Raw genomic sequence first — 23,899 nt, 5'->3', positions numbered from 1 at the left:
GGTTGCCCCTGTGCAGGCCATCAGCGCCGGGCGCCTATGGAAGAGCCGCGGAGTGAAAGGCAGCACAGGCTCAGCGGGCTGACGGAAGGCACCGTGAGCAGGGTCAAACTGATCAGGCGTCCGATGTATGGGTGTGGGTCATATGGACCCCTGCGCAAGTGTGTGCTGCTCGCCAGCTGCTCTCCAGCACCTATTCAGAAGAACCACAAGATCGGCGGAGGTCCAGTTTTCCTTGCCAAGTGTTGAACAGGCAAAGTACTCGTCTGATTCACCTTTTATGTCTTGGACCTTCATTCATGTAACAAAAATGAAATAGCTCACAAAGTATTCATAAGGTGGAAGCCATCCAATTACCCTGGTTCACGGTACGCACCGTGGGGAGTCGTCATGAGGACACCACCGAGCCCACCTACTGTTCTGCTCGTCGAAGATCACATCGCGGTTCGAACCCTGCAGCGCTTCCTGTTGCAGCGCGTGGGCATGACGGTGGTCGAGTGCGATGACCTTGCTGATGGCGAGCGTCTGCTGCGGGAATTCACGCCGGACATGGTAGTCCTGGATGTGAACCTGCCTTCGGGGCATGGCCTGAGCCTGCTGCCGCTGATTGACCGAACCAGCACGCGCGTGCTGGTCATGAGCGGAATGAACCAGGCGCATCTGGCCCGGCTGAGCCTTCGCGGGGCCGACGCCTTCATGCCCAAACCATTTGAACCCTCGGCCTTTCTCACTCAGATCCAGGAACTGCTTCCCTGGCCCGCCGCGCAATGAAGGGGCATCACCTGCTGCTGGGCTTCGGGATTCTGTCGCTGGGCATCAGCCTGTCGCTCACGGTTCTGATTCTGGCGACTGTCGTGACCCTGCTTGGGGGGTACGCCTCAACGGAGGCCCAGAGTGTGGCGACCGTGCTGGGGTTTACCTGTGTGGCCGGCGGTCTATGCTGCGCGGTGCTCAGTGGTCTGCAGTTCGCTCAGCTGTCGGCCCAGGAGCGCGGCGAGCGGAACGGCCAGCTGCGTGAAGCCCAGTGGAGTGAGGCCTTGCTGGCCTGGGCGTACCATGATACGCCGTTGCCACAACCGCTCGATCAGGCGGGCGCGGAGACCCTTCTCAAACTCCGGGACACCATCACCGGTGAACACTCGGATAAACTTCAGGATCTGTACGCACAGGAAGGCTGGCTTGCGCGTGACCTGACTGCCCTCGCCCGCCCCTACCTGTCGGTCGTGGCGCGGGCCCAGATCATTGAACGACTCGCCCTCCTGCGCGAGGCCCGCGCCCTGGACGCCCTGAGCCACGAGCTGACGCATCCACACCGCGAGATCCGCGCCCTGGCCCTTCTGGCGCTTTCCCGCTCGGTCGGCCGGTTGAATCTGGGCCACGACGACCGGCAGACCCGGACCCTCGCCCTGCACACGGCCATCATCCGCGGTCAGTTCAGTGTCGGCCAGGTGCAGGAAGCCCTGACACTGCTGGGCGACGCCGGACACCCGCTGGCACGCAACCTCCTCACGACCGGGACTCTGGCGCTCCGGGTCGCGACGCTGGAGGTCCTGTCGCGTCAGCGTTCCTCGGCGCTCCACGACGACGTGACCGGCCTTCTGTATGCCGGCCAGGACGAACTGCGCGCCGGGGCACTCAAGGTCTTTGTGCGGAGTGGTCAGGTGCCGGCCGAAGCGGCGGCGGTCGTGCTTGCCCTTACGGCCGATCCCACCAGTTTTGTCCGGCTCCAGGCCACCAGGGCGGCGGCCCACCTGACCCCCTGTCCTCTGGAGCGGCTGTGGGTGCTCATGGGCGACGGGCACTGGTGGGTGCGGCGGGCAGCGGCCCAGGGGCTGAGCCAGACGCCGGCGGGCCAGAACCTGCTGCACCGTGCGCGCAGCAGTCACCCGGACCGCTTCGCCCGTGACGCCGCTACGGAAGCCCTCTCCGCCAGCACCGAACACACCGGCACAGCGGTGCCTTCGACGGTCCATGTCCGTACTCCATGGGTGGCGGGTCAGGCATGAGCATCCCGTACGTGGGCCTTTTTGAAGTGCTGATTCTGGGGTACTTCACCATCCTGAACTCGTTTTACGCGGTGGCCGTCTATGTGGCGACGCGCGAGCTCAGCCGCCATATCCGGCGCCGGCAAAGTGTCGCCTTATCTGAACTGCTCAGCCGGGAGTTCTACAAACCGGTATCGATTCTGGTTCCGGCCTACGGCGAGGAGGAGACCATCCGCGCCTCGGTCGATTCCTTTCTCGCGCTGCACTACCCGGAATTCGAGGTCATCGTCATTAACGACGGCAGCCAGGACAGCACGCTGCAGGTGCTCAAGGACGCCTATGACCTGGAACCTGTCGAGCGTAACCCCTCACGCGTGCTGAAAACCAGGCCTGTCCTGGGAGCCTACCGCAGCCGCCGGGTACCGAACCTGCTGGTCGTGGACAAGGAGAACGGGGGCAAGGCCGACGCGCTGAACGTGGGGCTGACCTATGCCACCTTTCCGCTGTTCTGCGCGGTGGATGCCGACAGCCTCCTGGACGCCGAGGCGCTGCTCAGGCTGGCGCGGCGATTTATCGAGAATGACCGTCTGCTCGCGGCGGGTGGCAGCGTCCGGATCATGAACGGCAGCCACATGCGTGACGGGCGCGTAAGTGAGCTCCGGCTGCCGGGCACCTGGGTCGAGCGCGTTCAGATCGTCGAGTACGCCCGGGCCTTTCTTGCGGGACGTACTACATTCAGCTCGCTGGGGCTGCTGCTGATCATTTCAGGTGCGTTCGGCCTTTTCAGGCGCGCCGATGTGATGGAAGCAGGGGGCTTCCTGGACGGGACGGTAGGGGAGGACATGGAGCTGGTCCTGCGGCTGCACCGCCACATGCGTGAACAGAAGCGCCCCTACGACGTGGAATTCGACATGGATCCGGTGTGCTGGACGCAATGCCCGGATTCGTTTTCATTGCTGCGGGTGCAGCGTGACCGCTGGCAGCGCGGGCTGTGGGAGGCGCTCTGGGCCCACCGCAAGATGTGGTTCAATCCCCGTTATGGCCGTATCGGGGTGGTGGCCCTCCCATATTTCCTGTTGTTCGAGGCGCTGGCACCCATTATCGAGGTGTTCAGTTACGCGTTCGTAATCGTGCTTGCCCTGACAGGACAGCTGGACCTGAGGTTTCTGGCGCTCTTTCTTCTGGTAGCGCTGCTGTATGGAGCTGTGGTGAGCGTGACGGCACTGTCGATCGAACTGTTTATGCGCGTGCACTTCCGTCGGCCGGTTGACCGCATCGCCCTGCTGCTCACAGCGCTGGGTGAGAACTTCGGATTCCGGCAGTGGCATGCGTGGGTGCGTTTCCTGGCCATTTTCAGGCTGGGCCGGCGCAGGGGGCAGTGGGGCAGCATGACCCGGCGGAAAATCAGAGCACGCGGCTTCTGAGCAGTTCTCCCGCGCCCGATTTTCACCTCCAGATTCAGGTGGTTATCACCCGGTGGTCCTGGCGCCTGACTGCGGTGCGTTTCACGGGACTTTGAGGCAATACCCGATTCCCCGGACCGTCCGGATGAGGCCGAAGCCACCCCGTTTCCGGAGCTTCCCTCGCAGGTTCGAGATATGCACGTCCACTAGATTGCTGCCGGCTGACGTGCCGTCCAACAGGCGCTGGGAAATTTCTGCCCGGGTGTAGACCCGCCCTGGATGCGTGGCCAGCAGGTTCACGAGGTCAAATTCCTTTTCGGACAGGCCCACTTCATGGCCTTCGTAGTAGCACCGCCGCTCGGCGGGGGAGACCGATAGCGGCCCGACTGACGTGACCTGAGCCACCTGCCTGGGGCGCAGCAACGCGTGGACCCGGGCCACGAGTTCCTCAGCATGAAAGGGTTTCGTCAGATGGTCGTCGGCCCCCGCTGCGAACACGCTGACTTTCCGGTCCACCTCGTCGCTTGCTGTCAATACCAGGAGAGGCACCCGGCTGGTGCCCCGAAGCCCCCGGATCAGCTGCTCACCTTCATCATCAGGTATTCCCAGATCCACGATGATCATGCCCGGGTGATGGTCCCGGGCACCGGAGTGGCCTGCTGCGCCGTCTGGGAAAGTGAGCGCCTGAAAGCCTGCCTCTTCAAGAACCTGTGTGACCACCCGGGTACTGCCGGGACTGTCCTCGATGACCAGGATCTTCGGGAGCCGGGAGCCGGCTGGAGCAGCGCCATGAGTCGGCATCCGCCAATACTAGGGGGCTTTGATGGGTGTAAACCACGACGTAGCTTGACGAGCTTCGACCGGTAATCCCAGAGGTCTGCAGGTTGTCCTGGCTTGCTTAGGACGACGGCTGGCGTGGTAGAGGGTCTGAGACCAACTCTTCGGCCGGCAGTTGCACCTGCTGAAGGCCACGAATCCGGCGACCCCAAACATGGGTGGACCATTGGCCGTTAGCGACTCTGCGCCACAGGATCCGTGGTCAGGACGTCTCGTGCTGGCAGGAGCGTGGCGTTCAGATTGCAGGTGATGGCATTGTGGGCTGGTTGTACGACTATGGTTTTTCATGACATCTCGGGAACTCACGGTAAACGGATCATTGACGGAGCATTTGAGTCCTGTCCTACAGCCGTTACCAGCCGGCTGCACCCTGGTCCGGCACGGGTTGACCCTGCTTTCCTTACCTCACTAACCGGATCACCAGCCGGTTGAACAGACTGATATGCAATGACCTACAAGGGACGGCTGTTCAGCATTCCGATGTTCGCCGAGTCGGTCGCGCTGATCTACAACAGAAGCTGGTGCCCACGGCGCCGACCACCTGGGCGGCCTTTATGAGCGCGGCGCAGAAAAACACCGGTAACGGCCGGTTCGGCTTTCTAACAGACCTCAGCGACGCGTACGCCAACTACGGCGTTATCAGTGCGTATGGCGGCTACATCTTCAAGAACAACGGCGGTACGTTGAACATCAACGACGTGGGCATCGCCAACGCCGGAGCCCAGAAGGCGGCGGCGCTTCTCAATGACCTGCGCTACAAGGACAAGCTGATTCCCGGGGGCGTGTCCTTCGACGCGGCCAAGGGCACCTCCATGGACGGGCGGCTGCCATGCTGGTGACTGGACCGTGGGACATGGGGACATCAAGAAGGCCGGCATCAACTTCGGGATCACGACCATCCCGACTCCTCCGGGCGCGAGTGGCCGGTGGAGCCCCTTCGTGGGGGTGCAGGGCGTGGTGATCAACGCCTACAGCAAGAACAGGGTGGCGGCGTCGATGCTGGCCAGGTCGCTGGCCACCAGTGCGTCGCAGGTCTCGTTCGCGCGGGCCGGAGGACGGATTCCGGTGAGCTTCGCAGCGTGGACGACCCTGAAGGCCGATCCGGTGATTTCCGGGTTCAGCAAGGCAATTTCAGTGGGCACGCCGATGCCAAACGTTCCGCAGATGGGCGCGGTGTGGGAGCCATGGGGCAATGCGGTGGCCCAGAGCGTGCAGAAGGCCAGCCCCAACTACAAGACCATCCACGACGTGGCGCTGAAGGAAATTACCTCCAGCATCAAGTAACCGGGGCCGGCATCTCCACTCGGCGGGCCCCCGGTTCTGCAGAGAAGTACGTTCCGCCACAGGAACCAGAGCGGACCGACAGCCCGCCCACTGTCCGCCTCGGATACCTCCTCAACCACATCGACCAGGTGAAGTCGGAACCCTGCTCCCAGCGCGACTGGGGGCTTTTTCTACACCGTCAGTTGGTTGCCGGATCAGGGCAGCAAAGTCCATGTGCCCTTCTGCACGCCTGATTGCCGGCCCTGTCTATCAGAACAGGGTGCTGGAGAACCTGGCTGGACCAGCTGCCGCAGCTGCTGCTGGGACATGATCTCCGCGCTCAGGAACCCGCAGAAGCCCGCAGGATGCACCGGAAATCGTTGACGTTCGTCCCGGTGGGGCCCGTAAATACCAGGTCGCCGAGACGCTCGAAGAACGTGTGAGCGTCGCTGCGGTCAAGGTACTTGCGGGCGTCCAGGCCCAGGCTCCAGGCACGCTCGAGCGTATCTGGCGTGATAACCGCTCCCGCAGCCGGACTGCTGCCGTCTGTTCCGTCGGTGTCTGCGGCCAGGGCATAGATTCCTGGCGCTTCCAGCGCGAGGCTCAGAAGAAATTCCAGGTTCCGTCCGCCCAGCCCGCCGTCCCGCCGGACCACCGTAGTCGTTTCACCCCCACTCAGCAGCGCCGCGCCGGGGGGTAGGTCGGAGGCGGCGTGCGCATGGTCGGCGGCGGCTCGCCGCGCATCCCCCGTCACGCCCTCCTGCCAGATTTGCGTCTGCCAGCCCTGCGCTTGAAGGTCGCCTGCCGCCGCACGCAGGGCAGCCGACCCTCCCGCAATTACCCGGTTTTCAACATGCTCGAAGATCGGGTCGCCGGGCTTGGGGGTCTCCGGCCACTCGCCCTGGTGGCCCCGCTCCAGGTGTATACGGACTTCCGGGGCCACGATGCCGTACCGGTCGAGCACCTCCAGCGCATCCCCATACGTACTCGGGTCCGGCGCTGTGGGGCCACTGGCAATTACGGACAGGTCGTCTCCGACCACGTCCGACACGATCAGCGAGACCACCCGTGCTGGAAAGGCCCGGGCGGCAAGCCGGCCACCTTTCAGGTGCGAAAGGTGTTTGCGAACCGCGTTGATCTCGTGGATGGTGGCCCCGCAGCGCAACAGTTTTTCCGTCAGGTGAACCTTGTGCTTCAGCGTCACGCCCCAGGGCGCGCACATCAGGGACGAGGCTCCTCCAGAAATCAGGCACAGCAGCAGATCGTCGGGGCCAAGGTCCTGCACGGCGTAGAGCGCCGCTTTCCCTGCCTGCACGCTGGCTTGCCCCGGAACTGGGTGGGTACTTCCCAGAACCGTCAGGTCCTGGATAGATTGAGGCAACTCTGATTGCCGCGCTATCACCACGCCGCTGACCGGCCCTTCGACCCGGGCGCGCACCATCTGTGCCATACCGATGGCCGCCTTTCCGGCGCTCAGAATGACAGTGCGTCCGCCGCATACAGGCAGGACGGCACCCTGCAGCGCCCGGGCCGGATGCCCGCCCTGTACAGCAGTATGGAAGGCGCGCAGTAAGACGGATCGAGGAGATGGGATGATGGTGGTCATATGAACCGTCCGTCGGTATCAGGGCGGTCGGCCTGTTCCTGGGTCCGCAGCGTCAATTCACTGGCGAGACAGGATGGGTCAGGAGGAAGGGGGGCCTGTGTCCAGTCCGCGCCGCTCGGCTCCTGCGTGCCGGTCTGGTTCACCAGCAACAGGCGGCTGATGCCTGGCGGCCGAGCGTTGTTAGTGAATGTGCGCAGTTGCATGTCCTCTTCGGTTCCCGATGTTGCCACCCGGTGAGCCCGGGACAGACACAGCAGGCTGCGCCGGGTGCGCGCCAACTGTCTGGCGCGCACCCGGCAATGAGGTTTGCCTTGCTGCTCCATATGCCGGGTCAGCGGGGTGGGTACTGGGCCACCTGGCGCCGCGCACCCGTACGCCCCCATCATCTGTACGCTGCCAGGTGCTGAGCAGAGCGGTGTGGCAGAAATCATTCCTCACGAAGCTGCGCCCTGAGCTCCTGTTTTTCGTAATCGGTAAGGTGGAGCCAGTGCTCGCCGCGCATCCCGGCAACCATGGCCCACAGCAACACCAGCGAGGGCTGCTCACCGATGACCAGCAGGCGGCGGTACGCTTCGACCGGACCGATCTGGCGCAAATCTCCGACCGTCAGAATGCCGGCATGCCTCAGCAGCCGGGCACTCTTATCTCCCAGGTTCGGGAGGAGGCCAACCTGAGCCGTGTCGGGAGGAAACATACCTTCAGCGTAACGGAGTCACAGAGGCCTGAACACTGCCGCCTCTGCCCTTCCTCGGCCCTGGTTCAGCTCGAATGGTCGGCCATGCGCGATAGACGAAAGGATACATGCGCGACAGAACAAGGGGGGGCCTGAACCATGACCTGGCGCCAGACACCTGCCCCTTACCTATACGGCCCTTATCGAACCGCATCAGGTCCCCGATGCAAGTGGTCCGCCCGCGAAAAGTCACTCGAAGGCGGCTGCGGGACAGCCAGAACCTGAAAGGCTCAGCAACTGCGCCAGGTTACTGATCACGGTGGAGGATTCGTTCAATGGCTGAGCTGGCCGGCATCACGTGCCGGAAGGGACACGGGCGCTGCTTCACTCATGAAGCCCAGTGAGGCCGCTAGCCCTATGCTGGCGCATCCAGGGCCGAACCTTGAAGTTTTTCAGCCGGATGCCTGTTACAGGCGCAGTGGGGGAGATTGAACATTACGATCCCGGCTCCGCTTGTCGTGAGCCCATGTACCTGCCCTTACAGGATGATCGGGAGCCATCCGGGGTGAAAACCCACTGCCGGGTCCAACTTCCGGGCAGCATGCATGCCACAGTCATCGCATGAGTCTGATTATCGGGCACCGCGGGTCACGTCACCTCTGGCCCGAGAACACCCTCGAAGGCTTTCGCGGACTCCTGGCAGCTGGCGCTGACGGGGTCGAGTTTGACGTCCATCTGACTGCGGATAATCAGGTAGTCGTGATTCATGACCCCACGCTGGAGCGAACGACTTATGGGACTGGCCCGGTCACTCAGCGAACCCTCGCGCAACTTCAGTCCATCCGCCTGCACGACAGCGCCGAAAGCCTGCCAGGCCTCGAGCAGGTACTGAAGGTGTTTCAGAACAGCTCCCTGGAAGTCCACATCGAGCTCAAGTCGGACCACGCGGGCCACCCGTATCCTGGCCTGGAAGCGCGGGTGCTGAGCGCCGTCCACCAGTACGGGCTCGGGCAGCGGGCGATCCTGACGTCCTTCGATTTTGCAGTGCTGGAGAATGTGCGGCGGCTTGACCGTTCTGCCAGGGTCCTGTTCTCGGTCGATCACCGCACCCTGGACCGGGCCGGCGGGTTTAAGCCGGCCATGAGGCAGGTGGAAATGCTCCCTGACGTCTACGTAGCCGTTGAGCATTCGCTGCTGAAGGGGAATCTGCAGCAGTTCGTCCTGGGGTGCGGAACTGACCGGATTGGGGTGTGGGTGGTAAACGGCGAGGCCGACCTCACATACTGGCTGACCATGAACATCCGCCAGATCACGACCGACCGAGTGGATCTGGCCACGAAGCTTCGGAATCTGGATCTGTAGTGCGTGCGTGCAGTGCCAGAGGGGGCGCAGCCTGGAGCACCCCGAGGTGTTGCACAGGGCGAGCCAGGAGCGATTCTGAACGCTGGTCTGTTGCGCGAAGTGTTCGGCCTGAAGGCACATTTTCTGATCGACCCCGACACTGGCAAACCACACGTCAATCCTTACGCTTTGGCAAGATAGCTCCTGGGTTCAGGTCAGCGCGTCCCACAACGGGCAGGGCGAACAGGATTTCGGTGGCAGGGCAGGGCCACCTGCTGGATCCAGCATGAGTACCCGGTTCCCACGCTGGGTCTCCATCCACCCTGGACATGCCGACCGACCTTCGACGACCAGAAAGGTGCGAGGAGGATGGCAGAAGATCAGTCGGAATGAGTAGGCGCACCCTCCGCACCGGGCCGGTCCATCTCACACGCGGGGCAGCAGCTGTGCACCCGGAATGCCCAGACGGGCCGAGGTCCTGGATACCGGCGAGGAACTGGCATGCTGGCGGCCAACTGCGTTCTGGATGACCTGGAAACCTACCTCGGAAAAGGATGACGCCCGGGTGCACCGGCGGCCTCCCCGCTGGGAGTGGGGCTGGAATGTCCGACGTGGATGGGCGTCCACAGTGCGTCAGTCGTGAAGAGGGTTCTTCGGCACTCACTTTTCACTTGCGGGGTTAGTACGACTGCAATAGAATTGATAGATGGCCACCCTGGCACCACCGAAAGTCTTTGATCAAGTGCGGGCCCTGGCCCATGAGATCCGCTTCGACCTGGTGCGTCACCTCGCGCAGGGGGAGCGCTGCGTCTGTGACCTTGAGGATCTGCTCGACCTGCCGCAGTCAAAGGTGTCGTACCACCTGAACATCCTGCGGGAAACAGGACTGATTCATTCCGAGCAGCGTGGAAAGAATGTGTACTACCGACTCGAACCCCGGGCCCTGTACCAGCTTGGCGGAGTGTTGCTCACCGAGATTTTTGAGTCTGACCGGGCATTGACCCATCAAACCAAACGGATATGCTAACGGCATGAGCCCCCGCGTCCTGATCCTCTGCACCCACAACAGCGCCCGGTCACAGATGGCCGAAGCGCTCACCCGGGAGGCCGCCCGCAAAGCTGGGCTGGACCTTGAAGTCCACTCCGCCGGCACTGAATCGACCCACGTCAAGGACGATGCCAGAACTGTCATTGCCGAACTTGGTCTAAGTCTGGACGGCCACACCAGCAAGACGCTGTTCGACGTGCCCGACCGACAGAATTTCGATTACGTGGTGACCGTGTGCGACAGTGCTGCCGAAGCCTGCCCGGTCTACCCGGGCAAGACAGAGCGCCGGCATTACCCGTTCGTTGACCCCAGTGGCGGCGGCCTCGACCGCTGGCGGGCTGTGCGCGACCAACTCCGGACGCAGTTTGAAGCGTTTGTCCTGGCGCTCAAAAACGGTCAGCCCGTCCCAGACTCGTACCCGGACAGCCCTCAGATCACGGTCGCCTGACGTGCCGCTGTCCAGTCCTGTCCCCCTGCCCCGGGCCCTGGCTGCCGAGGGGATCGGTACTTTCGCGCTGGTGTTTTTCGGCCCAGGTGCGGCTGTCGTGCAGGCGCAGACGGGAGCGCTCGGACACCTGGGGGTTGCCCTCGTGTTCGGCCTGACGGTCACGGCCGTGATCGCCGCACTCGCTCCCATCAGTGGGGCGCACATCAACCCCGCCGCCACCGTCGCCCTCACACTGGCCGGCAAATTTCCCCGGTCACGTGTTCTGCCTTACGTCCTGGTGCAACTGATCGGCGCGGCGCTCGCCGGCTTCGTTCTGCTGGCCCTGTTCGGCATGAAAGGCAACCTGGGCGTCACCGTTCCGGCTGGCACTGTCCTTCAGGCCTTCGTGCTGGAGACCGTGCTGACCTTCTTCCTGCTGCTGGTCGCTCTGCGCTCGGGGTTGCCCTGGGTGGTGGGGGGCGTGGTGGCCCTGGAAGCAGCGATGGGCGGGCCCATCACCGGCGCGAGCATGAACCCGGCGCGGTCGTTCGGCCCGTCTCTGGCCAGCGGCATCTGGACGGCGCACTGGCTGTACTGGGCCGCGCCACTGCTGGGTGCCGCGCTGGCGGCGGTGGTCAATCATTTTCTCTCTCCAGGTGAACCGGTGGAAGCCCAGCCCCGCAGGGCGCAGGAATTCGTGCTTACACGAGAATCCATATGACGTCCCCAGCCCGCGTTCAGTTCAGCTGTGCCAGAAATACAGCCCGCTCGCCGTTGGCCGAGGTGCCGCTGGCACATCACGGCGGATGCCGCTCCGACCTCATCTCGGTCGGTTCAGCACCAGCGGAGGTAAACCCCTTGACCTCCCAGGTGCTGCACGGGTGCCGTCTGAACACCGATCACCTGCGTGTCAAGGGCACGGCCCCGCCACTGAAGCCGCACTTCTCGTATGTGATCACGAGGTGTGACTGTGCGCAGCTGAACTATCCGAGTCTTCCGTTCGCCATCCGCCGTGGGTCCTGGTGGTCTGAGGACCCGGCCGGTTCAACCGGCGCCGACGAGGACCGCCACGCAGTCTTTTGGCGCGTCAGCGGCCAGATCGAGAGCCGTATCATGCAGTGGGTGGGGGATCAGTCATGAAAATCGCGGTGTTCGGAGATGTGCACGGCAACCGCTTCGCGCTGGACGCGGTGATACAGGATATAGAACGTCACCAGCCGGACGCCTGGGTGAACCTCGGGGACCAGCTGTTCGGTGGGGCGGACCCTGCGGGAGCGTGGCAGGTCCAGCAGGAACTCAAGGCGAAATATGGTGTGCTGGAAGTGCGCGGCAATACCGATGAACGCCTGGGCCAGGAGCTGACCGAAAAGACCGAAAAACGCGAGATGCTTTCCTGGTTGCACGGGGTTCTCCCGGAAGGCACCGGGGCGTACGTCGCTGGACTGCCGACCAGCGTCATCCTGGCAAACGGCGAGGTGATCGCTGCCCATGGTACGCCGGACAGTGCCTGGACATACCTGCTGCTCGATGGGAAAGCATGGGCAGGTGACGACCTGGTGCGCCAGCGCCTGGGCGGGATCGGCAGCGCGCGGGTGGTGCTCGTCGGTCACTCCCATCAGGAGCACGTCCGGCAGATCGGCTCCGTTACTATCGTCAATGCGGGTGCGGTCAGTCGGCAGAAGGATGGCAGCCCCCTGGCGCGCTGGGTGCTGCTCGAAGGTGGAGACGGGTCCTGGAACGTCGCCTTCCGGCGGGTGGCCTACGATGTGGAAGCAGCTGCCCGGTGGGCGGAACAATACGCCCATAAAGGCGCTCAGGAAGCGGCGCAGCTGAGATCCGGATTGTCTCATGGAAAGTCTTGAGGCCGTTGGGAAGGCAGACAGTCAAAACTAAACATGAGCGACCCTGGTTTCCGCGCTTCGCCTGGAATCGTCCAACCGGAACAGGCCACCCTTCCATGAAAGATCACCCCCAGCTACCTGAAGAAGAGAACGTGTGTCAGGCCTGTCAGATTCCACGAATTTTAAACTAAGCCTGATTAGTGCCAAAACTGAACGCGAATCTTGCAGGGGACTTACACTCGGGAACACGGAGCGTAAGCCTATTCTGAGCGGTTCTGGGCCCAGATCGTTTTTTATCGTCTAGCACGCATTCCTGCGTATTTGTCTGATGGGGCAGGTTAGGAAAGTGGATCTGGAGGTATACGGGGCAGAACTCATCGGGCTACAAAGGTTCTACAGGGCCAGCTGTCACGGATCAGCGTGGGAGTCGACCCGTGACACTATGATGTTTTCCCCGACAATAGTGTGGGTCAGCAGATGGTTGGCGTGATGACTGCCCCCCATCACCGCATCCCGGTACAGCCGTTCAGATTCAAAGCCCCAGAACGTGCCGCCCCCACCCGTCACGTCCAGAACGAGGTTCGGCACCTGCTTCGCCCGATACACCGCCCGGGAGTTCGCAACCCCAATCCAGGCGGCCCGCAGCCCCCATGGTTTACCCCATTTGACCCGTTGCTCGCCACCGGGTCGATCTGCGCCTGCAGCGGCCTCAGATCCCTCCGTCAGCACAACCGGCACCCCACTGAGGTGCCGGCTGCTGTCTGCCTGGGAATTTGCTGATGGCTTTGCGCAGGTTACATTCGCACCGGACGGTCAGTTCCGGTGTCCAGCGTGCCGTCCTTGGGTAGGTCCGCCCCTTTGCCACCGCCCAGCGTGGCTGCACCCAGGATCAGGCCCAGGGCCAGCAGGAAGCCCCACGCCGCCGTGCTCGCGGTCTTGCGGGCAATGCGCTCGGTGGCGGCTGCCGTCTCTTCCGCCTGCTTGCGGACCTCAGTGGCCCGGGCACTGATTGCCTGTGCCGTCGTCTGCGCTTCGGCCTCACTCAAACCCTGGCGTTGCAGACGGGTCACGAACTGCTCCCCGCTCAGTGCATTGGTGATGCTATCGAGGCGGTTGGTCACGAACTCGTCCAGGCTGCTGACATTGTTCAGGTTGCGGCCCAGATCCCGGCTGGCGCGCTGCACGATCCCGCTCACCACGCGTGTGGCAGCGGTGGCCTGCTCCTCACTCAGTTCGGGCGCGCTTTCGCCGATGATCTGCCCGATCTCCTGCTCGTCCAGGCCGTTGAGTACGTTCTGCACCGGATCGCTCTGGCCTGCGGGGCTGTTCGCTGCGGCGCCACCCGCCTGACCTGCGGCGTTCGCGGCGCTGCCCAGAATGTTACTGGCGGTCCGGAAACCGGCGGTCAGGGCATTGCTCAGCACCAGGGTGGTCAGCAGGGCCAGCAGCGTGCCGGTGATCAGGCCGTTGAACCGGCCCTGCGCAGGCGTGAGGTACCCCGAGGCCCGCGCGGCGGTCAGCCCGGCCAGGAAGGCGGAAATCAGCAGGCTCAGGCCCAGCCAGATGACGGTGCCGATGGCTAGGCCACGGGCGGTGTCGGCGCCGGCTCCAAAAGCCACCCCGAGCGCGCTTAGGGCAAGCTGGGTGACGATGCCTACCGCGACGCCGGCAATCACGCCGGTCCAGTTGATGCGGGTCAGAAAGTTACCGTGATCGACTAAGGTCATTGTTGCTCCTGGGAGAAGTAGGCGGCTTTCCGCGTTTATCGGAAGGCCTGGGCGAGGAGGTACTCGGCCGCTCAGCGGCGGTCGATCTTGCCTTCCAGGGGCTCTGCTGCATCCTGAATCGCATCTACACTTCGCTGCGCCAGATGCACGCTTCCCGCCGGCTGCCTGCTGCCGACGGCACCGGTTTCGACGACGTCCAGAACCTCCCGGCCCACATCCGCTGTGAACGTCTCAGTGTCGGTGACAGTCCGCTTGCCGACGCTGACCTCCTCGGTGACGAAAGCCTGTTTGCCGATGTCGGCGCGCTCGGCTTCCAGCTCGACCCGCAGGATGACGCTGGCGTCGCCCAGCTGGACCTCGCCGGTTACTGGACGGGTCTCACGGACGACGTGGCGGTCAATCACGATCTCTTCGCGCTGGAGGGGCACTTCGACCCGCTGCGTGACGGTTTGGACTTGTTTGCCGATCTCCACGCTTCCGGCAACCAAGCGGTCCTTGTTGACCACCAGGCGCTCTTCAAGCAACTGCAGTCGGCCCGGCGCTGTGAACAGCGTATCGGTGTCGTCCTCGTCACGGTAGTTGAAGGCCGTCCCGGTCTGGAGCGGGCTGTCCACCGCACGCAGCACGCGCTCGTCGGCGACCTGGTTCTGGTACACCGTGTCCTGCCCCGGCCCGTAGGCGGACAGCTCTCCGGCATGCTCGCGGGTCAGTTCGTCGAAGTACACAGCGTCGTCGGTAATGCGGGCCATGCCGACCGGGACCATGATTTCCTTGGCCACGAACCAGCTGCTGGCGTCCACCACCAGATAGCGGATGCGGCCGGTCTCGTCGGTGAGGGCCTCGCGGATGGTGCCCATCTGGCTGCCACCCATACCATAGGCTTTTTGTCCAACGGGACTGCCCAGGCCACCCAGGTCATGTGCCGATCGTGAAATCGGAAATAGTCTCGCCATCCAAGGTCTCCTTGGGGTCGGAGTGAGTGAGCCACCCGAACTGAGGAAGTCTGACGGATGGGTCAGCCCGCTTTTTGCGAGACGGATAAAGGGCAACGCCATTCATCTTAGAAATGAAGAGGTACGGAAGATTCCTTCTGGAAGCGACCAAGGCGGGCGCCGAGAAGCCCCCGCGCCCCGGCCCCAGACCGTCCTTGACTGACAGGTGAGTACAGACAGGGTTGCCATCCCACTCTATTTGGAGTTCTTTGCGTGATGGGGCTGGACGGTACAGAGGCATTTCTCCTCTGGGGCCACGCAACAAATGGGTGCGGGATATCCGGCGTGATGGATTTTCCTGCCCGTCCGAGGCAGGCCGCCTACTGATGGAACAAAGTGTTATCCACCGAACTTCATGGCCTTGTCGCGGTGCACCGGATCAGCAGCCGGAAGGGCCCTGTCGGCAGGGCCCTTCCGGCTGCTGGACCAGGGCTGTCAGGGCAGCGTGTTCCAGCGGACGGAGTTGGCGATGCTGCGGGCGAAACGGCTGTCAGCTGAGGTGCCAGGGGTGAAGGTGCCGCTGTCACCCGTTTCGTTGAAGTTGGCAGCCTGACGCTGGGCATCCTTGATCGCGTTGGCGTTCGTTCCGCAGAAGGCGGCTTCCCATGTCAAGAACATGGTCATTCCCCCGGCAGGAACACTACCAAAAGCGGAGGCGTTTAGTTCGGCGGCGATCATCTGCTGCAGAAGCTGCATGCGGGCCTGATCCAGTGCACTGCGTTTTGCTCCAGAGGTGGTCTTCGAGATGTCACTCCAGAACCCGCCCATCAGATCCGAGGATCCAGGGGTGCCAAGGGAACCGGCGTTAATGACCTTGCCGCACAGGGTGGTGTCGCCCAGGACACTGGTCACTCCCGGGAAGGTATTTCCGAAAGCAGAGCCGCCAGTCCAGGCGACGAGCGCCAGTTGTGGGTGGGTCTGCCAGAATCCCTGGGTGCGCGTCACGCCACGGCCCGTGTTCTCGAACATGCACGTGACCGTTTCGCCCATCTTCAGGTTGATGGTGGCGGTCTGCGTGGCCAGGTCACCCAGGCCGGTGCTGCTTCCGGTCGACAGGCAGGCGTATGGGGTGTTCGGGTCGGCGCTGCCACCGATGCCGGTCAGGGTCCAGCCCAACTGGGTGCTTTCCCTGACGGTGTACGTGCCGGCTGCGAGCCCCGTCTGGGTGTTCACGTTGGCGCCGTTGGCTGTGGCGCCCTGCAGCGTGAAGCCAGAGTAGTTCGTCCCGGTTGTCGTGAACGCGAAGCTGCCATTGGCTGGCAGGGCGTTCTTGATAACAACGATGGTGCCGGGCGAATCGCTGTTCACAATGGTGCAGGTCTTGTTGTCGTTCAGGTCGAGGGTCACGTTCCCGGTTGCGTCACAGTCACCCGTGATGCTGTCCATGGTGTAGCCGGGGGGCAGAGTGCCTTCGCCGACCTTGTACTGTCCAGGTGCATAGGTGCCGGGGACGCCACTCTCGACGGCTGCGCCACTGACGTTCAGCGGGAAGTCGCTGACGGTCTTGGTGCCTCCGAAATCGTTCTGGACTACCTTGATGACGGTCAGCTTCGGCAGGCGATTGTTGTTGAAGGTCACGGCTCCGGCGCAGTCCGGCAGGTTGATGCCTGCCTGTTGTGCGGCGACTGCGGCCCATCCGGCGGCCGGCGTTTCCTCAGCGGAGTACGTGCCGGGCTCCAGGTTACCGACGACCACATTGCCTCGAGTCTGACCGGCCGGGATCGTGATGGACGGGGTACCAACAGAGGCTCCTGCGCCGTTCTTGACCGTGAAGCTAAAGGTCTGATCGGTCGACTGAGCGCTGGGAATGGTCTTATTGATGGTCAGGCTGACGGACGCAGACGAGCTGATGTTGACGGCTGCACTGGCAGTGGCGCTGGCGCCGTCGGAGCCGGTCAGTGTGGCTGCGTCACTCAGGACGCCGCTGGTCACCCGCTTGGTATCCAGGCGGACAGTCTTGTCGAAGGTGACCGAGCCTGCAGCGGTCTGCCCGGTGACGGCCCAGTTAACGGGTCCAGTCACGAACGTGCCGGCGGTGTAGCCACTGAACGCGCCGATGCTGGGCGTCGCCACGGCGAAGGTCAGGCCCGTGCCGGTGATGGACTCACTGTCTGCCACGTCGGCCGTCGCGTTGGTGGTCGTGCCTGTCGTCACGGTGGCCTGCGCCCGTGCCTCCGTCGTCCCAGGAACCGCCACACCTGTCACCAGGTCAGTGTAGGTCGCCGTGGCTACGTCGTTGAACACGGTATTCGCAAGGTCGGAGGTGGTGGCCAGGCTGTACGAGTGCGTCAATACCAGGACGTTCGCTGTATTGGCCGGAACATTCACCGGACCAGACGACCTGGTATCGATCAGGGTGCTCTGGTCGCTGCCCTGATACATCCTGTCCGTCACGTTGACCGTGATGGTGCGCGCTGCTGGATTTGTCGCGTACACATTCGTGAGCAGCGTCACGTTTCCCGGAACGACCGTCTTGATTTCCCAGGCGACGCGGATCTGCACCCCCAGGTCCGAAACGGCGCCAGGAGCGCACACGTCCCCAAAGTTCAGGGTCGCGGGTGTGGGTTGCTTTCTGACGTCCCAGACCTGATCGCGTCCCTGGGAGGCGGTCATGGTCTTGCTAAGCTCCTGGGGCTTGATTTCACGCACGGGGAGCGGAATGGTGCGTTTGCCAGTGCTGAAGTCCGTTTTTTCGAACATGTACGCCTGCAGGGACGACCCGGGGTATTGCGCGGCGCCCAGGGCCAGACGCAGGGTATAGTCGACAACACAGGGCTTCCCCTTATCCAGGGTGACATTCATGATGGTGTAGACCACCTGGTCAGCCCCGCCCGTGACCGATCCCCCAACCCTCTGGATGTCCACGTCAATCTGACAGGACGGGTCCGACTTGGCGGCATTGATGACTGGCACCGTGACGACGTCATAGCCGGTCTTGCCGCTGGTTTTGTGGTCGGCAGCAAGAACGACGCTGAACGACGTGGTGGCATTGGCCTGGTTTCCGACGGACATGGTCAGGCGGTGAGGCACCAGATCCAACTCGTTCCAGCCTTTGCCGAGGTTCCCCGAAGTGTAAGCGCTGTCCGGACAGATAAAGTCACCGCTGCTGTTGGGCAGGGTGATGACCGGCGATCCATCATTCCGGCAGCCTTCCAGGGTGAAATTCACCTGGTTAGACGTGGGAGCCGGCGTGGAAAATGCCTGAGCCGCCAGGGTTCCAGCGGATGGTGCTGGGCTGGCCGAGACCGTTTCGGGCGTTTGGACTGATGTGTTTCCGCAGGCGGTGATGAGGGCGAACAATGAGGCGGTAAGCAGGCGCCTAACGACCTGCCCCCGGCCTGACAGGGCCGTGGTTGACATGAACACCTCTGGCAAAGAAGTGAAAATACGACTGACTCAGGATCCGGAATACTGTCCTACGTCACCTGTCCATAAGAACCACCTGACACGGCGTCCGGCCGTGCCCACAAGAGGTTTCTGCTTTGCAGGAGTACTATCTTCGCGTATGGTGGCCGACTGCAGCCGTCCTGACGTCTCGTTCCTCCACGAGATGAGGGCGTATGAAAAATTTAACATTCGTAAGACATAGATGCAAGAAATTTCACCAAAAACGGACCTACGGTCAGAATGAGTAGCAGATTGCAGAAGTTTTAACGCGGGAAGTGTTCAACGGCTGGTGGAGGATGGGTCTGGCGCGATAACAGGCGGTAGGAAGTCTTACTGCACCGGTGCTATGGGGTAATGCATGGGCTGCTGGCACCCCCTGGGGGTCACTTTGGCGACTTCAGCGAGTGACATTGTTTGCCTTATCGCGAGAACGGGGTCTTCTCATCTTCCCTTAATCACAGGTCGGAAAGCGGGCAGAGCACATCAGCGCCAGGGGATCGCCGCTCACTCCATAGCAAGTACATCACGCTCTTGACAACGTTTTCATACATAGAGTAAGCTCGCCCGACAAGCACAATTCGCTGGCTTCCTGGCTGCAGCAGGCCACCTGCACAGGCTATTCTTTCCACCTCTTCTCCTGAAGCGGGGCGACCTAGAGATGAACAGAAACGTGACGATCAAAGACATCGCCAAGGCTGCGGATGTGTCCATCAGCACCGTGTCGCGCACCCTGAACGGATCGTCCATGGTGGCCCCGGATAAGCAGCAGCGCGTCCTGGAGGCGGCCTCCCGCCTGGGGTACGAGCCCAACGCTGCGGCGCAGGGCCTGGTGCGCGGCCGGTCTATGACCATCGGTGTGCTGACGCAGGATATCGCCAGCCCGTTTTACAACGAAGTCGCGCGAGGAATCGATGCGGGCTTCGTCGGCACCGGCTACCAGCCGATCTTCGTTAATGGTCACTGGGAAGTGCAGGACGAGTCCGCCGCCATATCCGCGCTGACACGGCGGCAGGTCGATGGCCTGATCATTCTGGGAGGACGGCTGGCCGACGAGCAGTTGCATGCCCTAGCCGCGCGCTTCCCGCTGGTGCTCGTCGGGCGGCGGGTCGCCGGCCTGGAGCGGCGCGGCCTTACCGTGGACAACGTTCATGGGGCGTGGCTGGCCACGACCCACCTGATTCAGATGGGACACCGGCGCATTGGTCACATCACCGGGATGGCGTCGCACCGGGACGCACTCGACCGTCTGGAGGGGTACCGGCTGGCCCTGGCCGAGGCCGGCCTTCCGTTTGATCCACAACTCATCTTCGAAGGGGATTTCCACGAGCCTTCCGGCAGCCGGGCGGTGGATCACTGGCTGGCGCAGGGCACCGCGTTTTCCGCCATTTTTTCCGCGAACGATCAGATGGCTTACGGCGCGCGTCTCGGCCTGTACCGCAAAGGCATGCGAGTTCCGGAGGACGTTTCGCTGGTCGGTTTCGACGATCTTCCAGCCTCACAGTTCGCCCTTCCTCCCCTGACCTCGGTTCATCAGCCGCTGTTCGAGATGGGTCAGCAGGCCGCGAGGCTGATTTTCCAGCAACTGCACGACGATGACACACCCACCGAAGCTCCGCTGCTGCCGTTGACGCTAAGTGTACGGGAGTCTGTCCGGTACGCCCGGAGTCCAGCACCCTGAGCCCGCTCTTTTTTCCTGACTTTGAAAACGTTTTCTTACTGACCGCCAGAACGAGCGGTCTGGAGGTTATGTATGTCGAGAAGCTATGTCCTTCCCTGCCTGCTCCTGGGTCTGAGCCTGACTCTGGCCGCCTGCGGAAACGCCGTTCCCCAGGCTGGCGGCACAGCGTCCCCTCCCCTGCGCCCCTGGACTACAGCACGGCCGCGCCGGCCGGCACCAATGGCGGGCCGACCAACACCTCCGGAGCGCTGCTGACCCCAGCCTAGACAGCCAATGCCGCGTCCAAGGGCAAGGCGCCCACCAACGAATTCTGGTCTTCGATCCTGTTCAAGCGCAATGCAGGAAACAACCACTCCGAAAATATGTTCGCGCATCCGCTGGCCATGCATGCCCGCCCTGGCGGCCTGGAGCTGAGTTATCCAAACCGGTCCCAGATCGTGGGCGCAACCGGCCTGGAAAAATACGAGTATCCGTATACCCCCGATCTCACGCTGGGAGTTGCCGGACTGAATTCGCCGGACACCAAGACGGACGATTTCGGTGACTGGACCACCACGGCCCTCTGGAGTGACGGGGCCCAGACCCTGCGCGCGACCTTCGGGCACGGGCTGCCGTTCGTGTACGCCACCAAGTCCGGCGGGGACGCCCAGGTCACCTTTGTGGCCACGCCGACCGTCTGGGCCAACTACGGCAATGTCCTGGGCGTAAGCGTCAATGGCCGGCATTACGGGATCTTCGCGCCTTCCGGGGCCGGCTGGGCAGTCAACAACACGGTGGCCACCTCCACCCTGGCCGGCAAGGACTACTACTCGGTCGCCGTCCTGCCTGACGCGTCCACCACGACCCTGAACGATTTCAAGACCTATGCCTACAACTTCGTCACCGGCAGCCAGGTGGGCTGGACCTACAGCCCGGCGTCCGCCACCCTGACGACCACCTTCAACGTCAGCACCGTGGCCAAAGAGGGCAGCGCGGCCGGCACCCTGATGGCCCTGTACCGCCACCAGTGGATGAATTCCAGCAGCGTGAACTCCGGCTATACGTATGTCTCTCCACGGGGCGAGATGAAGGTCGTGCGCGGCAGCAACAGCTTCTCCATGACCCAGAAATTCCAGGGCGTGCTGCCCTACCTGCCCGACAACGGCGCGGCGAACACGCTGAATAAGACCCAGCTGGCTGCCTACGTGAACGAGGCCAACACCAGCGCGACCCTGAACCCCACCGGTGATTCGTACTGGGTGGGCAAGGGGCTGGGCAAACTGGCCGAGCTGGTGCCGCTGGCCGCTCAGGTCGGCAACACCGCAACGCAGAACGCCTTCCTGGACGCCATCCAGCGTGTGCTGCAGGACTGGCTGGACGGCAGCGGCAGCAACCTGTTCTATTACAACTCCACCTGGGGCACGCTGATCGGCTACCCGCAGGGCTACGGCAGCGAGGAAGAACTCAACGACCACCACTTCCACTGGGGCTACTTCATCAAGGCCGCCGCGCTGCTGCAGCAGTACCGCCCGACCTGGGCCAGCGGCGCGACCCCCCAGGGCCGCACGTGGGGCGCAAGCATCAACGACCTGATCATGGACGCGGCCAACTGGACCACGACCACCAGCCAGTTTCCGCGGTTGCGCAACTTCGATCCCTACGCCGGCCATTCCTGGGCTGCGGGGCACTCCGGTTTCGCGGCAGGAAACAACCAGGAGTCCTCCAGCGAGGACATGAATTTCTCCTCGGCACTGATCAACTGGGGGTCGGTGACCGGCAACACGGCGGTGCGGGACCTGGGCATCTTCCTGTACACCAACGAGACGGCGGCCATCGAGCAGTACTGGTTCAACCAGAGCGGTGGCGTCTTTCCCGCTGGCTTCAACAAGCCTGCCGTCGGCATGGTCTGGGGAGACGGCGGCGCGTATTCCACCTGGTTCAGCGCCGAAAAGGAAGCGATCCAGGGCATCAACCTGCTGCCGATTCAGGCGGGCAGCCTTTACCTTGGCCGGAACCCGGCTTACCTGAAGACCAACTACGACTTCCTGGGCCGCGAGCCGAACACCTGGAAGGACATCTTCTGGTCGGCCTATGCCATGTACGACGCGGCAGGAGCCCTGACGAAGTTCGGTAGTGGCGCCTATACCCTGAAGACGGCGAGACGAAAGCGCACACCTACCAGTTCCTGCACAGCCTCAATGCCATGGGACAGGTGGACACCAGCGTCACGGCCAACGTGCCCAACTATGCGGTCTTCAAGAAAGGCACCACCCGCACCTACGCCGCCTATAACCCCACTGCCAGCCCCATCACCGTGACATTTTCCGACGGCGCCACACTCTCGGTTCCGGCCCGGCAGGTGGTCTCGTCCAGAGGCTCGGCCAGCAACACGTGCTCGGCCGACACGGCCGCCCCGACCACACCGGGGGCCGTGTCCTCGCCCTCTCAGAGCTCAAGTTCCGTCACCCTCTCCTGGGGCGCGGCCAGCGATAACTGCGGGGTCAGCGCCTACGAGGTCTACATGAACGCCGCGCTGAAAGCGACGGTCAGCGGGACAGGCACAACCATCAGCGGACTCGGCGCCGACACCGCCTACCTGTTCAAGGTCCGGGCCCGTGACGCCCTGGGCAACCTGAGCCCCTTTACCTCAGAAATCAGCGTGAGAACCCAGACGGGCGGCACAACCGCAGCTTCCCTGCCGGGCACCGTGACGACCAACGCCGGCGCCATCGCCAGCGGAACCTCGAAAACCTTTCCTGTGAACGTGAACTCCACCGGCACCTACCGCCTGTCGGTGCAGAGCACCTCCAGCCTGAACAGCCTCCTGATCAACGTGGCCTTTGCCGGCTCGAACTATGATCTGGCCGTAGACGCCGGGCAGACCGCCATCGCGGATTTCCTGAACGTCCCGGCGGGCTCGGGCGGCATCGTCATTACCGCCAAATCCGACAGCGTCAGCATCGGTCAGATCAGCGGCACGAACCTGTCGGCCCCGAGTGACCCCTGCGCCACCGATACCACGGCACCCAGCACGCCCACCAACCTGACAGCGCCCAGCAGAAGCAGCAGCAGCGTCACCCTGAGCTGGACTGCCAGCACCGACAATTGCGCAGTCAGTGGCTACGACGTGTACATGAACGGCGCCCTCAAGAGCACGGTCAGCGGCGCGGGTGCTACGGTCAGCGGCCTGAACGCCGTGACCACCTATGCCTTCAAGGTGCGCGCCCGGGACGCCAAAGGCAATGTCTCAGCCTTTACGGGCGACCTGAACGTCACGACAGCCAGTGCAGCCATCCCGGTTCCCGGCGTGATCAGCAGCAGCGTTGGCGCCATCGCCAACGGGGCCAGCAGAACCTTTGACCTGAACGTCACGGCGGCCAGCAACCTGCGTTTTCTGATCACCAACGCCAGCACCTCGGCCAGTACAGCCCTGACCGTCAGCTTCAACGGACGCAGCGTGCCCCTGTCCATCGGGGCCGGGCAGACCATTCCAGTAGATTTTGCCGGCGTCCAGGCCGGCATCCGGCCGCTGACCATCACGGCCAATTCCGCTGGCGTGGCTCTGGGCAAACTGGAGGCGGTGACCTACTAGTCCGGCGCTGATCACAGACAGCAGCAATGATGGCAGGCGGTCTTGATCTCAGGCCGCCTGCTTCGCCACCGATTCACCAGCCTCCCTGACTGTTCCAGGTAGGCCGACACTAATTACCCCTGG

The 23,899-nt window shown here is 63.2% G+C and carries 18 protein-coding genes and 1 pseudogene; 12 read left to right on the top strand and 7 right to left on the bottom strand.

Annotated elements, in window-relative coordinates; all coding sequences use genetic code 11:
• Nucleotides 1-387: 387 nt before the first annotated feature.
• The 3 genes from IEY49_RS05140 to IEY49_RS05130 are packed head-to-tail and all read left to right on the top strand — an operon-like array spanning nucleotide 388 to nucleotide 3,406.
• On the top strand, nucleotides 388-768 hold the full coding sequence (locus tag IEY49_RS05140; RefSeq protein WP_189005184.1) for a response regulator transcription factor: 381 nt from the start codon (nucleotides 388-390) through the stop codon (nucleotides 766-768).
• Nucleotides 765-2,003, top strand: a complete 1,239-nt coding sequence (locus IEY49_RS05135; protein WP_189005182.1) for a HEAT repeat domain-containing protein — start codon at nucleotides 765-767, stop codon at nucleotides 2,001-2,003. The genes IEY49_RS05140 and IEY49_RS05135 overlap by 4 nt, the downstream gene beginning before the upstream one ends.
• Nucleotides 2,000-3,406 (top strand): glycosyltransferase family 2 protein, encoded by a 1,407-nt coding sequence (locus IEY49_RS05130; RefSeq protein ID WP_189005180.1) that lies wholly within the window; start codon nucleotides 2,000-2,002, stop codon nucleotides 3,404-3,406. The genes IEY49_RS05135 and IEY49_RS05130 overlap by 4 nt, the downstream gene beginning before the upstream one ends.
• Before the next feature lie 81 nt (nucleotides 3,407-3,487).
• On the opposite strand, the gene IEY49_RS05125 is transcribed toward IEY49_RS05130, so the two are convergent.
• Complete coding sequence (locus IEY49_RS05125; RefSeq protein ID WP_189005178.1) at nucleotides 3,488-4,186, bottom strand: response regulator transcription factor; 699 nt, start codon at nucleotides 4,184-4,186, stop codon at nucleotides 3,488-3,490.
• Nucleotides 4,187-4,666: 480 nt separating this feature from the next.
• Here IEY49_RS05125 and IEY49_RS05120 point away from each other — a divergent pair.
• Nucleotides 4,667-5,506: pseudogene (locus IEY49_RS05120) on the top strand (extracellular solute-binding protein); the annotation flags it as partial.
• A gap of 319 nt (nucleotides 5,507-5,825) precedes the next feature.
• Here the strand turns inward: IEY49_RS05120 and IEY49_RS05115 are convergent.
• Nucleotides 5,826-7,091 (bottom strand): glycerate kinase type-2 family protein, encoded by a 1,266-nt coding sequence (locus IEY49_RS05115; RefSeq protein ID WP_189005177.1) that lies wholly within the window; start codon nucleotides 7,089-7,091, stop codon nucleotides 5,826-5,828.
• A gap of 427 nt (nucleotides 7,092-7,518) precedes the next feature.
• Nucleotides 7,519-7,785 (bottom strand): TfoX/Sxy family protein, encoded by a 267-nt coding sequence (locus tag IEY49_RS05110; RefSeq protein ID WP_189005176.1) that lies wholly within the window; start codon nucleotides 7,783-7,785, stop codon nucleotides 7,519-7,521.
• Nucleotides 7,786-8,385: 600 nt separating this feature from the next.
• Here IEY49_RS05110 and IEY49_RS05105 point away from each other — a divergent pair.
• The 5 genes from IEY49_RS05105 (at nucleotide 8,386) to IEY49_RS05085 (ending at nucleotide 12,442) form a co-directional block, all read left to right on the top strand.
• Complete coding sequence (locus IEY49_RS05105; protein WP_189005175.1) at nucleotides 8,386-9,126, top strand: glycerophosphodiester phosphodiesterase family protein; 741 nt, start codon at nucleotides 8,386-8,388, stop codon at nucleotides 9,124-9,126.
• 685 nt (nucleotides 9,127-9,811) lie between these two features.
• Nucleotides 9,812-10,132 carry an ArsR/SmtB family transcription factor gene (locus IEY49_RS05100; protein WP_189005174.1) on the top strand — a complete coding sequence of 107 codons (321 nt, stop codon included), beginning with the start codon at nucleotides 9,812-9,814 and terminating at the stop codon, nucleotides 10,130-10,132.
• A gap of 4 nt (nucleotides 10,133-10,136) precedes the next feature.
• Nucleotides 10,137-10,601: an arsenate reductase/protein-tyrosine-phosphatase family protein gene (locus IEY49_RS05095; protein WP_189005173.1), complete on the top strand. Its 465-nt coding sequence runs from the start codon at nucleotides 10,137-10,139 to the stop codon at nucleotides 10,599-10,601.
• Between the two features lies 1 nt (nucleotide 10,602).
• Entirely contained in the window at nucleotides 10,603-11,301 is a 699-nt protein-coding gene (locus tag IEY49_RS05090; protein WP_189005172.1) for an MIP/aquaporin family protein, read from the top strand.
• A gap of 415 nt (nucleotides 11,302-11,716) precedes the next feature.
• Nucleotides 11,717-12,442 (top strand): metallophosphoesterase family protein, encoded by a 726-nt coding sequence (locus IEY49_RS05085; protein WP_189005171.1) that lies wholly within the window; start codon nucleotides 11,717-11,719, stop codon nucleotides 12,440-12,442.
• A gap of 387 nt (nucleotides 12,443-12,829) precedes the next feature.
• Here IEY49_RS05085 and IEY49_RS05080 read toward each other — a convergent pair whose 3' ends face one another.
• The 4 genes from IEY49_RS05080 to IEY49_RS05065 all read right to left on the bottom strand — a co-directional run bounded on the left by IEY49_RS05080 (nucleotide 12,830) and on the right by IEY49_RS05065 (nucleotide 18,308).
• A complete protein-coding gene (locus tag IEY49_RS05080) occupies nucleotides 12,830-13,009 on the bottom strand; it encodes a hypothetical protein (protein ID WP_189005169.1) in 180 nt (59 codons plus the stop codon).
• 206 nt (nucleotides 13,010-13,215) lie between these two features.
• Nucleotides 13,216-14,148: a hypothetical protein gene (locus IEY49_RS05075; protein WP_189005167.1), complete on the bottom strand. Its 933-nt coding sequence runs from the start codon at nucleotides 14,146-14,148 to the stop codon at nucleotides 13,216-13,218.
• A 71-nt stretch (nucleotides 14,149-14,219) separates the two neighbouring features.
• Entirely contained in the window at nucleotides 14,220-15,101 is an 882-nt protein-coding gene (locus tag IEY49_RS05070) for a PRC and DUF2382 domain-containing protein (protein ID WP_189005166.1), read from the bottom strand.
• A gap of 474 nt (nucleotides 15,102-15,575) precedes the next feature.
• Entirely contained in the window at nucleotides 15,576-18,308 is a 2,733-nt protein-coding gene (locus tag IEY49_RS05065; RefSeq protein ID WP_189005165.1) for a prealbumin-like fold domain-containing protein, read from the bottom strand.
• Between the two features lie 889 nt (nucleotides 18,309-19,197).
• Between IEY49_RS05065 and IEY49_RS05060 the strand changes: the two genes are divergently transcribed.
• The 3 genes from IEY49_RS05060 to IEY49_RS05050 all read left to right on the top strand — a co-directional run bounded on the left by IEY49_RS05060 (nucleotide 19,198) and on the right by IEY49_RS05050 (nucleotide 23,776).
• Nucleotides 19,198-20,205, top strand: a complete 1,008-nt coding sequence (locus tag IEY49_RS05060) for a LacI family DNA-binding transcriptional regulator (protein WP_229780642.1) — start codon at nucleotides 19,198-19,200, stop codon at nucleotides 20,203-20,205.
• Nucleotides 20,206-20,567: 362 nt separating this feature from the next.
• On the top strand, nucleotides 20,568-22,502 hold the full coding sequence (locus tag IEY49_RS05055) for a glycosyl hydrolase (RefSeq protein WP_189005163.1): 1,935 nt from the start codon (nucleotides 20,568-20,570) through the stop codon (nucleotides 22,500-22,502).
• Complete coding sequence (locus tag IEY49_RS05050; protein WP_189005162.1) at nucleotides 22,388-23,776, top strand: fibronectin type III domain-containing protein; 1,389 nt, start codon at nucleotides 22,388-22,390, stop codon at nucleotides 23,774-23,776. Before IEY49_RS05055 ends, IEY49_RS05050 begins: the two co-directional genes overlap by 115 nt.
• Nucleotides 23,777-23,899: the final 123 nt, after the last annotated feature.

This window comes from Deinococcus malanensis, assembly GCF_014647655.1.
In the GTDB taxonomy this organism is placed as follows: domain Bacteria; phylum Deinococcota; class Deinococci; order Deinococcales; family Deinococcaceae; genus Deinococcus; species Deinococcus malanensis.
The sequence above is the reverse complement of the archived record's forward strand: the minus strand, read 5'-3'. Positions and strand labels throughout refer to the sequence as shown.

Coding starts and splice junctions, on each gene's coding strand:
- IEY49_RS05140 (WP_189005184.1), top strand. CDS start 388: ATGAGGACACCACCGAGCCCACCTACTGTTCTGCTCGTCGAAGATCAC.
- IEY49_RS05135 (WP_189005182.1), top strand. CDS start 765: ATGAAGGGGCATCACCTGCTGCTGGGCTTCGGGATTCTGTCGCTGGGC.
- IEY49_RS05130 (WP_189005180.1), top strand. CDS start 2,000: ATGAGCATCCCGTACGTGGGCCTTTTTGAAGTGCTGATTCTGGGGTAC.
- IEY49_RS05125 (WP_189005178.1), bottom strand. CDS start 4,186: ATGCCGACTCATGGCGCTGCTCCAGCCGGCTCCCGGCTCCCGAAGATC.
- IEY49_RS05115 (WP_189005177.1), bottom strand. CDS start 7,091: ATGACCACCATCATCCCATCTCCTCGATCCGTCTTACTGCGCGCCTTC.
- IEY49_RS05110 (WP_189005176.1), bottom strand. CDS start 7,785: ATGTTTCCTCCCGACACGGCTCAGGTTGGCCTCCTCCCGAACCTGGGA.
- IEY49_RS05105 (WP_189005175.1), top strand. CDS start 8,386: ATGAGTCTGATTATCGGGCACCGCGGGTCACGTCACCTCTGGCCCGAG.
- IEY49_RS05100 (WP_189005174.1), top strand. CDS start 9,812: ATGGCCACCCTGGCACCACCGAAAGTCTTTGATCAAGTGCGGGCCCTG.
- IEY49_RS05095 (WP_189005173.1), top strand. CDS start 10,137: ATGAGCCCCCGCGTCCTGATCCTCTGCACCCACAACAGCGCCCGGTCA.
- IEY49_RS05085 (WP_189005171.1), top strand. CDS start 11,717: ATGAAAATCGCGGTGTTCGGAGATGTGCACGGCAACCGCTTCGCGCTG.
- IEY49_RS05075 (WP_189005167.1), bottom strand. CDS start 14,148: ATGACCTTAGTCGATCACGGTAACTTTCTGACCCGCATCAACTGGACC.
- IEY49_RS05070 (WP_189005166.1), bottom strand. CDS start 15,101: ATGGCGAGACTATTTCCGATTTCACGATCGGCACATGACCTGGGTGGC.
- IEY49_RS05055 (WP_189005163.1), top strand. CDS start 20,568: ATGTTCGCGCATCCGCTGGCCATGCATGCCCGCCCTGGCGGCCTGGAG.
- IEY49_RS05050 (WP_189005162.1), top strand. CDS start 22,388: ATGGGACAGGTGGACACCAGCGTCACGGCCAACGTGCCCAACTATGCG.